This is a genomic window from Micromonospora sp. WMMD723 (assembly GCF_049863385.1).
Taxonomy (GTDB): Bacteria; Actinomycetota; Actinomycetes; order Mycobacteriales; family Micromonosporaceae; genus Micromonospora; species Micromonospora wenchangensis.
The window spans coordinates 6,763,860-6,779,914 of record NZ_JBMKNR010000001.1; the positions used below are offsets into that span (position 1 = coordinate 6,763,860).

Sequence of the window (16,055 nt, forward strand, 5' to 3'; positions counted from 1 at the left end):
GTGCGTGTTTGAGATGGGGTTGATCAGGTCCAGGTGAAGGTGCGGCGGGCTTGACGGCGTGCTGGTTGGTCGTGGGTGATGCGGCGGGTCATGCCGGCGATCGCGGCCCAGCGGATGAGGGCTGCTGAGACGGCCGGTTGGCGCTCGTAGTCGCGGGCGAGCCGGCGGCAGGCGGTGAGCCAGGCCAGGGTGCGTTCCACGACCCAGCGGCGTGGGTGGACGGCGAAGCCGCGTTGGTCGGCGGGTTTGCGGACGATCTCCAGCGTGGTCCGCAGGGTGTCGCGGGTCCAGTCGACGAGTCGACCAGCGAATCCCTGATCGGCGAAGACGTGCCGGATCGGGGTGACCATGTAAGCGCTGAGAAGGGCCGTCTTGGCTCCGTCGCGGTCCTGCCAGCTCGCGGCGAGCACGGTCACGGTGACCAGCAGGCCCAGGGTATCGGTGATGATGAACCGTTTCCGGCCATTGATCTTCTTGCCCGCGTCGTAGCCTCGGCTGTCCCGGCCGACGGTGTCGGCGCCCTTCACGCTCTGCGAATCGATGATCCCCGCCGACGGCTCCGGCTGGCGGCCCTGGTGCACCCGGGCCTTGATCCGGAGCGTGGTCAGGAGTTTCTCCGTCACGCCGGCTTCTTCCCACCGGGTGAAGTACCAGTACACCGTCTGCCACGGCGGCAGGTCAGCCGGCAGATAGCGCCACGGGCACCCCGACCGCACCACGTACAGGATCGCGTTGACGATCTCCCGCCGTGGGTGCTTCTCCCGCCGGCCGTCGGTGTTCGGCTCCGGCAACAGCGGCGCGATCAGCGTCCACTGAGCGTCGGTCAGGTCCGAGGGGTAACCACGACGCGCAGACACCACGCCACCCTGCCCGCCGCGGCAGCCGATGTCATGCTGAGGTTCCCCCGGTTTGCCGGAGGGTTAGTTACCTGGCGCCGGTGGGCTCAGGCTGAACGATAGCCGTCTGGTCGTGTCGGGCCTGGTGGGTGTGCCAGGCGGTTTCGTACTCGTCTGGGGATCGCCAGCCGAGGTCTTTCTGGATGCGGCGGGTGTTGTACCAGCCGTCGATGTAGGTGAAGATCGCGTTCTCGGCCTCGTCGCGGGTGCGCCACGAGTTGCGGTAGACCAGTTCGATCTTCAACGTCGACCAGAAGTTCTCCATCAGGGCGTTGTCGTAGCTGTCGCCGACCGACCCCATGGAGGGCAGGATGCCGTTGTCGGCCAGGCGTTGGGCGAAGCGGAACGACGTGTAGTTCGACCCGCGGTCTGAGTGGTGGATCAGTTGGCCGTCGCGGACGTCGCGGGACCAGATGCCGTATTCGAGGGCGCCGAGGATCAGGTCGGTGTCGCAGCGGTCAGAGCAGCGCCAGCCCACGATGCGGTTGGAGAACACGTCCCGCACTGCGGCCAGCCAGAACACGCCCTAACCGCAGGGGATGCGGGTGGCGTCGGCGACCCACAACCGGTTCGGCGCCGCAGCCGTGAACTGCCGGTTCACCAGATCGGGAGCCGGTGTCGCCTTCGGGTTCGACCGGGTCGACGGGATGCGCCACTTCTTGCGCAGGAACGCCCCTTGCAGGCCGGCGGTCCGCATCAACCGCTCCACCCGCTTGCGACCCACCTGGCGGCCCTGCCGGCGCAGCATGGCGTGCACCCTTGGACTGCCGTAGGTGCCACCCGATACGTCGTGGATCTCCGCGATCTCCACCGCCAGTTCCGCATCCTCCCGCCGCCGAACACACGGGTTGGCGGCCTGGGCGAGCCAGCCGTAGTAGGTCGACGGGGCGACGTTGAGGACCCGGAGGACGGGCTCGACCCCGAAGCGATCGCGTAGCTCGTTGACGAGCGTCACGACCGTCGCCGGGTCGGGTCGAGTTCCGAGGCGAAAAAAGCCGACGCGGCTTTCAGGATCTCGTTGGCCCGCTTCAGCTCGGCATTCTCCCGCCGTAGCCGGCGCAGCTCCTCAACCTCCGAGGTCGTCGGCCGGTCGTCACGCTGACCGCGGTCGGCCTCGTCCTGGCGGATCCAGTTGCGCAACGCTTCGTGATGCACACCAAGCTGGCGTGCCAGCTGCCGGATCACGGGCTTCGGGTCCGACTCCCGATACAAGCGCACCGCACGTTCACGCAGCTCATCGGGGTACTTCTTCGGTGCTGCCACGGATGACTCCCTTCAGCTCCATCAGAGCATGATCGAAAGCCTCCGAGCTGCCGGGGGAACCTCAACTTGACGTTGAGTTCCCCGCTTTGATGAAGCGGGGTCTGCGCCGCTTCCGGGAAAGCCAAACGATCCGGGGCAGTACCGCGTGCGATGAAGATGCAAGCCTGTTGAGACTCGACAGTTTCGGGGAGGGCGGCCGGTGATGCCTCATCCCGGACGCGTCCACGACTTTGCCGGGGCCCTGCCGCAGCCGGTCCCCTGCGGTACATGCCATCACAGGTTCTGCCCGCGCCCGCAACGGCCAAGGGACCGTAGGATGAGGCAACGACCGACCTCCATCGCGAGGCTGCCCGCGAACCCGAATCGACCCGATGAGCCGACTGAACTTTTTCGCAGTCCCCGCTCGATAAAGCCCCAGGTCAGCAAGCGTCGTCCCCGCACGCGCGGGGGTCTTCCCGTCCGGTAGACATCCCGCGACTGGCCTACTCAGTCGTCCCCGCACGCGCGGGGGTCTTCCGCCGGGCGCACGGGTCAGCGCGCTCATCAACGAGTCGTCCCCGCACGCGCGGGGGTCTTCCGCCATGGCGGCGGAGTAGCTGGGGCACGGAACTGTCGTCCCCGCACGCGCGGGGGTCTTCCCTGGGCCGTCGACGAGGAACTGCTCGACGCCTCGTCGTCCCCGCACGCGCGGGGGTCTTCCCGGCCGCTCCCCCGAAGGAGGGGGAGAAGAAAGGTCGTCCCCGCACGCGCGGGGGTCTTCCCTCAGCGTCCGTGCGCAGGTAGCTGGTGTCGGTGTCGTCCCCGCACGCGCGGGGGTCTTCCCTACGCCAGGCATGGGGCTGGCTGTGCCTGCTCGTCGTCCCCGCACGCGCGGGGGTCTTCCCGCGAACCAGCCGGCCTTACCGTTGGGGCGGCCGTCGTCCCCGCACGCGCGGGGGTCTTCCGGCGACTGGCTCGGGTGCGGGCGGGACTTCGATGTCGTCCCCGCACGCGCGGGGGTCTTCCCGTGGTGTCCTTGCCCGGCACCAGGTCGATGACGTCGTCCCCGCACGCGCGGGGGTCTTCCTCTGCGGCACCGCCGTGTTCTCCCCGTCGCGGGGTCGTCCCCGCACGCGCGGGGGTCTTCCCAGTGCTCAACACGTGACCCGGTGCTTACGAATGTCGTCCCCGCACGCGCGGGGGTCTTCCGTGGACGTCATCGGCCAGGTGGTCCGGGTAGATGTCGTCCCCGCACGCGCGGGGGTCTTCCGTTTGCTGTCTCGACGGTCTCCAGCACGGCCAGGTCGTCCCCGCACGCGCGGGGGTCTTCCCAATGCATAGTTGCGCGATTAGGTGGTATTCGTGTCGTCCCCGCACGCGCGGGGGTCTTCCCTCCCCGGTGATCTTCCGGTACGTGCGGTCCGGGTCGTCCCCGCACGCGCGGGGGTCTTCCCCGGTCGGCATGGTCGAACGGGCGCTGCTCACCGTCGTCCCCGCACGCGCGGGGGTCTTCCCGCCGGCGACTACTCCAACACCCGCCCCGACGAGTCGTCCCCGCACGCGCGGGGGTCTTCCCTCCTGACGGAGCTGGGCGATCGAGTCGGCGATGTCGTCCCCGCACGCGCGGGGGTCTTCCGGTGGAGCGCGCCCAGCGGGCGGCCCGCAGGATGTCGTCCCCGCACGCGCGGGGGTCTTCCATCGAGATCCACGTCTCGGCGGTCGCCTCCGGCGTCGTCCCCGCACGCGCGGGGGTCTTCCGCCCCGGGCCTTGGCGCGGTCGTGGGCGGTGGGGTCGTCCCCGCACGCGCGGGGGTCTTCCGCACGTCGTCCGGTTCTACCGGTGGGCCGCCGCGTCGTCCCCGCACGCGCGGGGGTCTTCCCAAGAAGGCCGGGCAGGACAACGTGTCCGCTGTGGTCGTCCCCGCACGCGCGGGGGTCTTCCCCACTACCGGGTGCGGCCGACCGCGCTGTGGCGGTCGTCCCCGCACGCGCGGGGGTCTTCCGTGCGTCCAGGCGCGCGCTTCCATCCGGTCGGTGTCGTCCCCGCACGCGCGGGGGTCTTCCCGATCGGGCTCGACGATGCGCGGGCGGCCGGGTGTCGTCCCCGCACGCGCGGGGGTCTTCCGCCGACCACCGCGATCTTCTGGGCCCGGCCGTCGTCGTCCCCGCACGCGCGGGGGTCTTCCTTGGGCGACGCGGTGAGCCGATTCCCCGGGGCTGTCGTCCCCGCACGCGCGGGGGTCTTCCTCCGCATGCGCTCGGCTTCGTCGACCGACCGGAGTCGTCCCCGCACGCGCGGAGGTCTTCCCTTGCCGCCGGGAGACGTCCGTCCCATGCTCCGGTCGTCCCCGCACGCGCGGGGGTCTTCCCGCCGCCGGTGAGTTGTGCCTGTCGGAGAAGGGGTCGTCCCCGCACGCGCGGGGGTCTTCCCTCGTCCACGACGAGTGCGCCCCCGACGTCCGAGTCGTCCCCGCACGCGCGGGGGTCTTCCCGACCACGACAGCAAGGAGCAGTGACCATGCCTGTCGTCCCCGCACGCGCGGGGGTCTTCCCTCGCGACCGGCCATCTGCCTGACCAGGGCCTCGTCGTCCCCGCACGCGCGGGGGTCTTCCTTCCTCTTTCGCCGCTGCGCCGGCCGCCGTGGTGTCGTCCCCGCACGCGCGGGGGTCTTCCGCCGGGCGAGCACCGTCACCCCTCGCGGTCAGAGTCGTCCCCGCACGCGCGGGGGTCTTCCTCCGTACTGGCGGGTCGTGACCGCGTACACGAGGTCGTCCCCGCACGCGCGGGGGTCTTCCGCTGGCACACCCAGCAGGTCACCCCCGGATTCTGTCGTCCCCGCACGCGCGGGGGTCTTCCGTTGAAGGCGCTGGTCTTCGCCCCGTCCTGCCCGTCGTCCCCGCACGCGCGGGGGTCTTCCCTACCCACCCCGCTGCTGACCGTCAACGCCGACGTCGTCCCCGCACGCGCGGGGGTCTTCCCTCGGTCCGGAACGTCAGCCCACGGTTCAGCCGGTCGTCCCCGCACGCGCGGGGGTCTTCCCGCCCTCCGGAGCGCCGCGTACGCGCAGATTTCGTCGTCCCCGCACGCGCGGGGGTCTTCCCGAGGTCATGTTGCCGGGTACCGGCATCGGCCGGTCGTCCCCGCACGCGCGGGGGTCTTCCTGTCCCGTGGCCGGGCCGACCGGGACCTCGACGGTCGTCCCCGCACGCGCGGGGGTCTTCCTGTCCCGTGGCCGGGCCGACCGGGACCTCGACGGTCGTCCCCGCACGCGCGGGGGTCTTCCTGTCCCGTGGCCGGGCCGACCGGGACCTCGACGGTCGTCCCCGCACGCGCGGGGGTCTTCCTGTCCCGTGGCCGGGCCGACCGGGACCTCGACGGTCGTCCCCGCACGCGCGGGGGTCTTCCCTCGTACCCGACCCGGCGGGCACGCAGGATCTGATCGTCCCCGCACGCGCGGGGGTCTTCCGATCATCATCGGTCAGCATCCCTGGCGTGAGGAGTCGTCCCCGCACGCGCGGGGGTCTTCCCGTTCGGTGTGCGGCAGCACCTCCCGGGTGAAGGTCGTCCCCGCACGCGCGGGGGTCTTCCGCGGCGGCGGGAGGCCCGCGACAACCCCACCCCGTCGTCCCGCACGCGCGGGGGTCTTCCGCCGGCCGGGCCGCCGGGGGAGGCAAGGGCGGCGTCGTCCCCGCACGCGCGGGGGTCTTCCGAACAAGAACGAGGCCCAGCAGGCCCTCGGCGGGTCGTCCCCGCACGCGCGGGGGTCTTCCGTCACCCAGGCGGGCGGAGTCGCCGGTGTCGGTGTCGTCCCCGCACGCGCGGGGGTCTTCCGCGCGCGTCGGCAATCATGATCGTCTTTTTCGTGTCGTCCCCGCACGCGCGGGGGTCTTCCGTCTTGGCGTCGGCGTCGCCCTGGTCGTCGGTGGTCGTCCCCGCACGCGCGGGGGTCTTCCGCTCGACCAGCCCGCCCCCGCGGGCGAGATGTAGTCGTCCCCGCACGCGCGGGGGTCTTCCGGCCCTGCCCGGCAAGTAGCCGCGCGACACCGCGTCGTCCCCGCACGCGCGAGGGGTCTTCCCTCCACCTCATCCAGGGAGGCCGACGGTGAACGGGTCGTCCCCGCACGCGCGGGGGTCTTCCGGCGGTGATGCCTCCGGGGGGAGATGGGCGGCGTTGTCGTCCCCGCACGCGCGGGGTCTTCCCGGCCGGCGGTATGAGGGCACCTACAGCGGTGCGTCGTCCCCGCGCGCCCGGGGGTCTTCCGCGCCACGCCGCAGATTGGCCGATCAGTTCGGAGTCGTCCCCGCACGCGCGGGGTCTTCCGTGCTCGACCACCCGGTCAAACCGGCTGCCAGTCCTCCCGGATCTCCTGGATTCCCTGTCGGGCGGGCTTTCTGCCGTCTCTCCGCTCACTGGAGCCCCGCGTGTCGCAGGGAAATATGTTCGATTAGTTCTATCGGCGGAGTCGGGCGGAGAGGATGAGTCCGTCGAGGTCGACGGGTATCCATCGGTCTCGGCCGGCGGTACGAACCGCCCAGCCTTGTTCGTTTCGGGCGGGTTCGATCATGATGGCTTGTCCGTCTCCTACCCGGGTGGCGAGTGTTGTCCAAAGGCGGTCGCGGATGCGGGTGCTGGGGTTACCCACGAAGACTCCGGCGGAGACTTCGACCATCCAACGGGTGAGATGGCCGCGGAGTCCTTCGGCGACGGCGATGAGGACGACAACGGTCAAAAATCCACCTTGGGTTCGTGGACCTCAGGTCCGGTGATGCCGATGAAGGTGGTGGCGTCGAAGGCATCGGCGTAGTCGTTGGCCCAGTTGATGCCGCCGGGGACGGAGCCGAGGGCTTCGTCCCAGAGTTCGAGGGCGTCCTGCTCGGGGGCATCGGCTACCTCGCTGAGCAGAAGTGTCTTGATGTCCTGGACGATGCGGGTCATGAGTTTGCCGTCGGCGACCCGGTCGCGGAAGGCAGTGCGGGCGTCACGTTCGCTGGTGTGGCCTTTGGCGGCGAGGTCAAAGGCGAGGGGGATGGTGTAGTCGGCCTTGTAGAGGTCGGCGATGTCGAGGACGAAGGAAGTGGCGCCGCCAGTGTGGACGAAGCCGAGTCCGGGGCTGGCGCCGAGGCTGACGATCGCGGCGTGGCAGATGCCGTAGAGGCAGCTGTGTCCTGCGGAGAGAAGCCGGTTGACGTCGTCGCCGGTTTCGAAGGGTTGGCCGGGTTTGTACAGTCGGCCGTCCCAAGGTACGCCGGTCCGGGCTGAGTGGGTGCGGTAGATCTTCTTTACGCGTGCGCCTTCGCGTCCGCGTAGTTGCTGCATGGTGAGGCCGCTGACGTCTTCGCCGGGGAAACGCATCCCGTACATGCGGCGGGCGACGGCGAGGCGTTCTTTGGTGCGAGTGACCAGGTATGCCTGGCGGAGGAGGAGTTGGGATCCTCGGCTGGGACCAATGCCGGAGGCGTAGAGGCGTACACCTTTCTCGCCGACCCAGCACAGGGCGGTGCCGGAGTCGGCGAGCAGGCGCACGGCGGCGGTGGTGATGCGGGCTCCGGGGCCGACGAGGAGGGTGGCGACCATCGCGGCGGGTATCCGGACGGTGCGTTCGCGGTTTACCAGGACAACCGCGTTGTCGTCACGGTCAATGTGGCAACGTTCGACGTAGACGCTGGAGATACGGTCAGCTACGCGGTGCAGGTCCTGTGGATCGGCCAGCCACCACATGTCAGGACTCCTGGAGGGGGCGTGGCGGGGCGAGGGTGAGCAGGCCGAAGCCGTAGGCCTTGCCGGTGCCGATACCGTCGAGCAGCGCCGATCGGGTCGCTGCCGGATCGTCGACTTGGAGCAGGCCGTCGAAGGTGACAGCTTCCAGGAGCACGGGTGCGTCTGCGCGGCGGCCATTCTTCTGGAAACGGAGCCGGCGCCGGTCAGTCGCCCGGACGGCAGACACCTTGTTGTCGTTGATGATGTCGGTCGGGACGGTGCAGCCTGCCCGGTGAAGCTTGGCCAGTAGCCAGTCGACCTGTTCGGGCAGTTTGGTGTGTGCCACCCGAACGCCCCGTGGCCGTTCGCCAGCGAGGCGCTCCGCCTGCGCCTTGGTTGGCTTAATCAACTTCTTGGCGGCGCTGGTGGGGTTGGCCTTGAGTCGGAACGCGAAGGTCCGGCCGCGCTGGATCTGGTCGAGCAGCGGTTCGTACGGTTTGACCAAGGCCTGGGGTTCGTCGGCGTTGGGCCAACCGGCCTGTTCGACAAGGTGTTCCCAGGACGGTTTCGTCTGGGTGAGGATGAGGACGGCTAGATGGTGCTGGTGGGTTTCCAGCCGCCACAGAACGCGTTCTGTGACGGGTTGGTGGCTGAGGCCGCCGAGGACGGCGGCGTGGAGCACTTGGGGGTTGTTCAGCATCCGCTGGGCCTGGGTGCGCAGCGGGTTGAGGTGGATACGGGACAGGTAGGGCATGGTGGCTACCACCCGAGTAGGGCGAAGGGATCATGGTCAGGTTGGCTGTTCTCGGGGTCGCCGGCGGCGAGGCGCACCCATTCTTGGCGGACTCGGCGGGTGTTGAACCCTCGGTGTAGTGGGTCGAACGAGGCGGGCACATCGACGCGGATGTCGTCGCCGTGGTCGTCGTCGACGGTGACCGGCAGGTCCACGGTTGCGGGCATCGTCTTGCGATGGGAGCGGGAGGCGCGGTGGGAGTCGCTGCCTTGCCAGGGCACGCGATAGAGCACATCGAGGGGCTGTCCGGGCCAGAGTGCGTCACGGTCGACGCGGTGTGTCTCGTCGGGGGTCAGTAGCAGCGGCTGGGTTGGTGGGCAGGATCGCCGGCCGAGGGCCAGGGGGAAGGCCGGGCTACGCAGGGCGTCGACCAAGGTGCGTAGAAGGTCGGTCGGGCCGTTGACGGCGGCGACGAAGACTGCGTCCTGGAGGTAGAAGCGTTGGGTGACGTGGGTGTACTTCGGCGGTGAGGTCGGTTTCTGCACACCCTTGGCGTTGACTGCGGCAGACGGCAGCGGACGGCCTCGGTAGTCGCTGACGGTGTGGTAGTCCCGTAGCAGCGATCCGGGCTGGTCGGTGCGTACACCCAGGCTGAGGCCGAGCAGCGTCTCGATGGAGTCTTGCCGGCGCAGGCCCTGGGCGGCGGCGAGGAGGCCGAGGATCCCGCTCTTGGTGGGCTCGTCGAGGGTGTCACGGCGGTTGAGCTGGCCGCGTCCGCCCCACGACTGCAGAGGCCCGGCCAGCCGGAGTACCAGGCAGAACGTCGAGTCGCTCATCGCCCGGTCGAGGTTCCGGTCAGCCGGGTTCGCACGGTGGCGGTGGTCGCGTCGATCGCGTCGGCGAGGCTGCGCGACTCGCCGAAGGCCCGCGCGATGGTGGAGGCGTCCGCCAGGGCCGGGTCGTAGACGCTGGCTACCGCGAGGGGGGTGAGACCCCAGGCGTTGCTCGTGCGGTCCACTTCGGTGGCCAGGCGCGTGGTGGCGGCGGCGGCGATGCCGTCGCGGCTACGGATCGGCTTCTCAAAGGCGGTGACGAGGTTGACCGGCTGGTTGGTCCGGACGACGTAGGAGACGAGGCTGGGGATCGTGCGGTGGGCGAAGGTGTTCTGGTGCCCGGTGGGCATGGCAGTGACGAAGGCGTGCAGGAATGCCCGGGCGGCCTCGACAGTCGCCTCAAGGTCTTGGTCGAGGTTGCCGGCGAGCTGCTGCACGTCGAGGGTGGCGAACCGGTACAGGGTCGCGGAGGTGAACTCCACGGTGCCAATCATCGCCGCGCCAGCGTCCTCGTCGGGCTTCTTCTCGTCGTCGACAGCCGTGTAGTAGTCGAACTCGATTTCCACGGGGTGCACCGACAGGGCGTGCGCGACCTGGGTGGCCGCGTCGACGTTGAGGGTGGGGATGTCGGCGACCATCCGGCCGAACAAGGCGACGTCGATCGGGTGCTTGACGGTCAGCTGCGCGCGCACCGGTAGGTCCGCGACGGCCTTGGCGAGTGCGTCGTCGGGCAGCGCGGTCAGCTCGGCGGCCCGGTCGGCGACCAGGTCGACGATCGCGTCGAGTTGGTTCCGGCCGACGAACAGCAGGTAGGCGGTTTCGGTGTCCTTCTTGCCGGGCTTGATGTCCAAGTCGTGTGCCAGCAGCGCGTTGCTCAGCCGGGTCGCGGCCTCGTCGTCGAGGCTCGTCTGGGCGGCCAGCCGTTCGGCCAGCAGCGTTGACACCCGCTTCGTGCGGGTTCCCAACTGGCTGGGCGAGTAGTCGAGGTCTTCGGTGAAGGCCTTGCGGGTGGCGCGTTTCCATGCCTGGGAGGAGACACGGGCCCGGCGGGCACCACCGTAGATGGCTTGTTTCGGGCTGCCGGCGTCGTCACGGTTGAGGTTCGACGGCGGAACGGTCTGCAGGATGTGGATGTCGATGTAGGTGCGCGTTTCGGTCACCGGTTCTCCAAAGGTGTGCTGGTGGCTTGCTGGTGTGCGGCCGGGTGCAGGGTGTGTCTCAGGCCGCGGTGCCCGCGTCAGGGGTGGTCTCCGTCTTCTCGCGGTGGGTGAAGTACTGGGATCCCCATCGACGCCGGATCTCGTGCACGTTTTCCGGGTCCTGCCACCTGCACAGGTCCCAGAAGAGCTGGGTGTAGTCCAGTGGCTGTGTCGGTGCGAGGGCACGCAGTTGGGTCACCAGGCCCCGCAGATGGGCGACGACCTCCGTGAAGCTGGTCGCCGTCGCCGCCGCGCCGAACCGGCCAGTGACCGCGTCGGCGCTGAACTTTCCGCTGTCACGTAGCTTCGCCACCGCCAGGCCCAGTCCGACGTTTGGCTGGTGCACCAGTCTTGCCTGGGACTGCTGGTGCAAAGCGAACAGCACCAGCACGGCGTGCTCGGCGTGCAGCTGCGGACTCGCCCAGCCGTCGGCGCGCAGCCGTGTGTAGTGCGGCCACATCGCTGGCACCTCACCAGCCGGTCGTCCCCACCCGCGGCGCAGCGCGGCAAGCTCCGCGCCCTCGGGTGGACTCTTTGCATGGTCCTTCTCCCAGTAGAACGGGCGGTGTTCCTTCCGCTGGCCCTGATCGTCGATGCTGGTCATCGCTGCGCCTTCCATTCGCTGACGTGAGCGGGCTCGACACCGAGGATCTTGCGGACCGCTCCCTCGTACCACGCCTCGGCGAGGCTCGCCCGATACGTCTTCTTCTGTTTTCTGGCTTGCTTGTCGTCCTCCTCACGGCCGAGGAACGCCGTCGGCGGCACGGCCGCCAACGCGGGCTCCGCGGCTTTGAGCGCCAGCACGTACGCTGACCGCCGCCACGCGTCCTCCGCTTCCTCTCGCCGCTCTGGCTCGCGCTGCAGACCCGCCAGCAAGCGCCGCACCACCCGGTTGAGTTCATGCATCAACGCGTCCCCGGGCCGCAGTCCCTTGTCCCACGGCACCGGATCACCACCTGCGGCCCGCCGCAGGTCGTCGTCGAGCCGGTTACCAGCCCTCCGTAGTTCCTCAGCCTGCTCGACCACCGCCTCAACCAGGTGCCGCACCTCACTGGCCCCAAGCGCGGCCAGCGGCAACGGGATCATGTCCGCGAGGATGTCCTCCACCACCGCCGACTGATTGCCGTATGCGACGCCCACCGTCAGCACTTGCAGCGGCAGGTCAGCAACCTCGACGTCACCGAGCTGGGTGAGCAGGATGCTGCTGCTGTACGCGGGCTCGGTGCCCGGCACGGTGGCCAGCATCGGGGTGAGCCCCCGCCACGCATCCCGGCCCGGGGCATGCCGCATCGGCATATGCGATGCCTGGCCGGCGCGTGGCTTGTCGACCCTGCGCCAAGCGGTGTGCGGCTCCACATCCCGCGGTATGAGCTGCAGGCGGTCACCGGCGGTGAGCACCACTCGCCGCACCACGGTCCCCCCACCAGCGTCGCGCTCGGGGATAAGACGTATCCGGCGAGACTGCCAGGTCAGCAGGTCCAACAGCCCCAACGCAGACCGCGTTTCCCAGGCCCCGGTCATTGCTAGCTCACGTCGCCACTGCGGGCGGTCCTCACGCGGCGGCTGCCGCACGATCGGGCTGTTCAACAACAGTGTCTCGAACAGGTTCCGGCCGATCGGCACCACAATGCCCAGCCCGCCACACGGACCGGTGGGGTTCCCGGTGGTCTTGCCGCCCTTCACCTGCGGGTCATCAGCGGCACCCGACTTGATGGCGGCCGTGTCCCAACACTGCACGGCCAGCATCGCCCTCGCCGCTTCGGCCGGTGTCATCGACGGCGGGTTCGCCTCATTCCGAGACGTGAACAGCGGCACGTTGTTACCGGTCGCCGTCGCCGCGACCAACAAGGAGATGGGCTTGTCCTCGTCCTTCGCCGTCCGCAGCCCCGCTGCCTGGCCGAACGGTCGATCGCCGAACAGGTCAAACCGCACCCGATGCTCGTCCAGATACGGCTTGAGTCGACTGAGGTCGACCTGGCCGACCTCCCACCGGTGTTCCCACTCTGCCTCGCTGTTAGGTATGCCGCAGGCGTCCAGTAAGACCGGCAGCAGCACCTGCCGCAGTACCGCCACGGTCTCCAACGGGTTGGAAGTACTCAGTCCGTCGATCTCATGCGCCCGGACCAACACATCCATGAGCGACAAGCACCTCGGATGGCCGCCCTCCACGACCGGCACCCACTCCTGGTCGAGCAGGTTGAACGAGTGAGTCTCCATCAGCACCCCACATGTCTATGACAACCCCGGTCGCTCGGATCACGCCGACCGGTACGGCGAGGACCTCCGACGGAGCGCGACCTCGCCCACGACGTTCTCGGCACAGAAGCCGCTGGCGGGAACCACGCGCCTCCGGACTCTACAGTGGATACACAAGCTGATATGGCTAACGGGTGCCGGCGTGTTTTGAGACCGTGGCTTGATCACCGATAGGGTGTGCCCGTCTGGCCAACGCCGGAGTGGTCCGCTGATGTGGCTGGCACAGCGCGGAGCCCGAGGGTGTCCCCGCCAACGCGGGGTGAGTTGCCATGACCGTCATGCCTTGTCTTCCAGCAGTCCGAGCCGGTGGTCGTAGGTGAGTCGCCGGTCACCGAGGACGACCGAGTTACAGTCGTCGACACAAAGGGCTCGCGCCTTGTGGAGCCACGGGTTGCCGTACCAGCCAGGAAGGGGCTCGAGTGCCTTGGCGGCCTCGGTGACGCGGGCCGGCAGACGCACGGTCGCCCCAATCACCTCCTCGGCGATGCCACTGCCGCTGACGTCACCGTTAGGGCCGAGGCGACGTCCGCCGAGCGTGTAGTAGCAGTCGTCGATTCTGCGAACAAGGACAGCCTCGACGGTCTCAGGGCCGTCCCGCACGACCGCTGCCAGTTCGTCGTCGCTGGGCGCCTCACCCGAGGGACGGTCGTGCAGCCCGGCCAAGGTAGGGGCACCAAGGTTACTCTCACCGGCGAGCAGAAACTGCTCCGCAGCGTGCCTCCGGGTCTGCTGCTCAGTCTGCCACCTCTTATGCGCAGCCTCGGCTGCCGGCAACCATGCTTCGGGAACGGCGTGGGTGGTGGTGTCGTAGCCTCGGCGAACCAAGTCGGGCACGTCGGCGGGGATGCTCCATCCGCCGACGCCTACGGCTTCGGTGACCAACGCGGCGGCCCGGAACAGGGAGTAACGCCCGTACACGGCCTCGCTGCCACGCGGGAACGACGGTGGTCCGTCCCGCTGGGCCCGCATACCGGTGATATACACCTTCGGCGAACGCGTACGCCCTGGACGGACATGCCGGTGCACACGGCCGACCCGCTGCAGCGCAAGGTCGATCGGGGCAAGATCGGTGACAAGCACATCCACGTCAACGTCGAAGGACTGCTCGGCAAGCTGTGTGGCCACCACAATCAGCCGGTGCGGGCGCGAGGTCTCACCGCCGGGTGGCCCGAGCAGGTCCAACGCCTTCTGCGTGCGCTCGGCGCGCGCAGCGGTCGTCAGCCGTGCGTGCAGAAGGATCAGGGTGTCGTCGCCCCAACGGTCCATCAGTTCCTGGTAGGTGCGCTGGGCGCGGCCAACCGTGTTGCGGATAACCAAGGCGCAGCCACCGTCACGCAGCTCACCGTCGAGAAGACCCACAACCGGGTCTGGGCTGCCAACGGAGGCCTCCTCCACGATTTCCACGGCCACCCGACTCGCCTCCCGCCATGGGGCTGCTGTCCGGGTCGTGCACGTGGCGGTGTCACCGGAGACAGTCAGCGCGTGCAGGGCGGGATATCCTTCGGTCTCATCGAGGGCCGGCAGCTCGACGTCACGGCGGCCCTGCACCCCTTGCAGGTAGGCGCGCATCAGGCTCTGCCGCTGCTGCGGCGGCAAGGTCGCCGACAGCAGGATCACCGGCACCCCCGAGTCGGCCAGCCAGCGCAGCGCCTCGTGCAGGAACTGTGACATGTAGACGTCGTAGGCGTGAATCTCGTCCAGGACCACCACTCGGCCGGCCAGGCCGGCATGCCGGAGCATCACATGCTTGGTACGGGTCGCCGCGTACAGCAAGTGGTCAATGGTCCCGACAGTGATCGGCATGAACATGCCCCGCTTCGCCCCAAGGAACCACTGCGCCGGGGCATGCCCGGGACGAATCGTTTGGCTTTGCCCCGTGAGGTCAAACTCGTCCTCGCACCCCATGTCGTCGATACCGGCGAAGTGGATGCTGCGCTGGAGGGCGTTCCACTGGGAGTTGAACATGCGCTTGCCGTGCAGCAGACCCACCGGTAGATGCGGATCGACCTTGCTGGCCCACCGCAGCACGCGGTCGAACATGGGGTCACTGGTCGCCTGCGTGGGCATACCCACGAAGATCCCGTCGAAGCCGAACCGCCGGCCCAGAACCTCGCTGGCAGCCAGCGCCCCCTCGGTCTTCCCTTCCCCCATCGGAGCTTCGATGATCAACAGCCCCGGTACAGCTATCTGCTCGGCCAACGCGACGCACGCGGCCTGCAACGGACGGGCCGCCTTGCCGAACCGCGCCTCCACCAGATCCGGCATCCGACGGTAGGCACCTCCACCCCACCCGCCGCGCAGCTCCAACGTCGCCCAAGCCTTGGCCGCCCGTTTACGCGCCTCAGCCATAGTGACGTCGGGCAGGTGGAAGACACCGCCGAAATGATCGCTGCTGGCAATCCAGTCCGCCATGATTACGAAACCGGCCAGGCCGAGCTGCTCGCCCCGACGTGGAGTTTTCACCGGAGCCGCACCCGCCAGATCGACGCCGAGGTGACCAGCGACAGCCCGCACCAGCGCCGCCTGCGTCTCCTTCCAGGCGGCACCACTGCCCTGCGCATCAGGGAACCTGCCGGCCGCCGTGAACACGTCGCGACGCGAAGGAACCAAGCCGTGATGGCCAGCCACCATCGGCCAAACCCACTCGACAGCCTCCCGGCTCCACCCCGCCTGCTGCAGCACCGACGAAATGATCACCGCCCCCGCCCGCGTGTGATGCCACCTCATCGACTGCGCATTCAGGCGGCGCCACGTCAGACCGGCGGCCCGGACCCCTTGCGCTAGATGATCGACCTTGTTCTGGAACGCCGGGGAAGCCTTTCCCACGTCATGCCAGCCACAAAGAAGAGCAAAGAATCGAAAACCATTACCGCCGGAGATCTCGTCGAGCCACCACTTAACACGATCAGCGAGATAGCCTTCCCAGATCAACTCCCCAACCGCGGCGGCATCCAGCAGATGCTGCAGCAGCAGGTTGGGATACCCGCCAGCATTCGACTTCCCCCACAAGGCGGCAAGTGCACGGGCATGGTCCGACGACATGGCGGCGACTGTAGAAGCCACCACCGACAAATCCTCACCGTCTGCACCTGTTGAGTCGCCTTCCCGACACAAGTCGACTTTGACCCCACCCAGGTTCATTTCCGCGCTCGCGAAATCCCCATCCAGCGAACCACCGTACGACACCGAGGGACAAG

At 68.9% G+C, this 16,055-nt stretch carries 12 protein-coding genes and 1 CRISPR repeat array; all 12 genes read right to left on the reverse strand.

What is annotated here, in order from left to right; translation table 11 throughout:
* Positions 1–23: 23 nt before the first annotated feature.
* The 12 genes from ACN261_RS29285 to cas3 all read right to left on the reverse strand — a co-directional run bounded on the left by ACN261_RS29285 (position 24) and on the right by cas3 (position 15,900).
* A complete protein-coding gene (locus tag ACN261_RS29285; RefSeq protein ID WP_425853282.1) occupies positions 24–857 on the reverse strand; it encodes an IS5 family transposase in 834 nt (277 codons plus the stop codon).
* Positions 858–924: 67 nt separating this feature from the next.
* Entirely contained in the window at positions 925–1,419 is a 495-nt protein-coding gene (locus tag ACN261_RS29290) for an IS3 family transposase (protein WP_425853285.1), read from the reverse strand.
* A gap of 3 nt (positions 1,420–1,422) precedes the next feature.
* Positions 1,423–1,851 (reverse strand): IS3 family transposase, encoded by a 429-nt coding sequence (locus ACN261_RS29295; protein ID WP_425853287.1) that lies wholly within the window; start codon positions 1,849–1,851, stop codon positions 1,423–1,425.
* Positions 1,848–2,159, reverse strand: coding sequence for a transposase (locus tag ACN261_RS29300; RefSeq protein WP_204924187.1), 312 nt, complete (start codon positions 2,157–2,159; stop codon positions 1,848–1,850). The genes ACN261_RS29295 and ACN261_RS29300 overlap by 4 nt, the downstream gene beginning before the upstream one ends.
* A gap of 428 nt (positions 2,160–2,587) precedes the next feature.
* Positions 2,588–5,728: direct repeats of the CRISPR family, unit length 28 nt; unit sequence GTCGTCCCCGCACGCGCGGGGGTCTTCC.
* A gap of 862 nt (positions 5,729–6,590) precedes the next feature.
* Positions 6,591–6,809 (reverse strand): type I-E CRISPR-associated endoribonuclease Cas2e, encoded by a 219-nt coding sequence (cas2e, locus tag ACN261_RS29305; RefSeq protein WP_240763040.1) that lies wholly within the window; start codon positions 6,807–6,809, stop codon positions 6,591–6,593.
* Positions 6,810–6,865: 56 nt separating this feature from the next.
* A complete protein-coding gene (gene cas1e / locus ACN261_RS29310; RefSeq protein WP_145920647.1) occupies positions 6,866–7,858 on the reverse strand; it encodes a type I-E CRISPR-associated endonuclease Cas1e in 993 nt (330 codons plus the stop codon).
* Between the two features lies 1 nt (position 7,859).
* Entirely contained in the window at positions 7,860–8,591 is a 732-nt protein-coding gene (cas6e, locus tag ACN261_RS29315; RefSeq protein WP_425853289.1) for a type I-E CRISPR-associated protein Cas6/Cse3/CasE, read from the reverse strand.
* Between the two features lie 5 nt (positions 8,592–8,596).
* The gene (cas5e, locus tag ACN261_RS29320) at positions 8,597–9,406 is read right to left on the reverse strand and encodes a type I-E CRISPR-associated protein Cas5/CasD (protein WP_425853291.1); all 810 of its coding nucleotides are present in this window, start codon (positions 9,404–9,406) and stop codon (positions 8,597–8,599) included.
* A complete protein-coding gene (gene cas7e, locus ACN261_RS29325; protein WP_425853293.1) occupies positions 9,403–10,563 on the reverse strand; it encodes a type I-E CRISPR-associated protein Cas7/Cse4/CasC in 1,161 nt (386 codons plus the stop codon). Before cas7e ends, cas5e begins: the two co-directional genes overlap by 4 nt.
* Positions 10,564–10,621: 58 nt before the next feature.
* On the reverse strand, positions 10,622–11,206 hold the full coding sequence (gene casB / locus ACN261_RS29330) for a type I-E CRISPR-associated protein Cse2/CasB (protein WP_425853295.1): 585 nt from the start codon (positions 11,204–11,206) through the stop codon (positions 10,622–10,624).
* Positions 11,203–12,819: a type I-E CRISPR-associated protein Cse1/CasA gene (gene casA / locus ACN261_RS29335; RefSeq protein WP_425853664.1), complete on the reverse strand. Its 1,617-nt coding sequence runs from the start codon at positions 12,817–12,819 to the stop codon at positions 11,203–11,205. Before casA ends, casB begins: the two co-directional genes overlap by 4 nt.
* 315 nt (positions 12,820–13,134) lie before the next feature.
* On the reverse strand, positions 13,135–15,900 hold the full coding sequence (gene cas3 / locus ACN261_RS29340) for a CRISPR-associated helicase Cas3' (protein ID WP_425853297.1): 2,766 nt from the start codon (positions 15,898–15,900) through the stop codon (positions 13,135–13,137).
* Between the last annotated feature and the right edge of the window lie 155 nt (positions 15,901–16,055).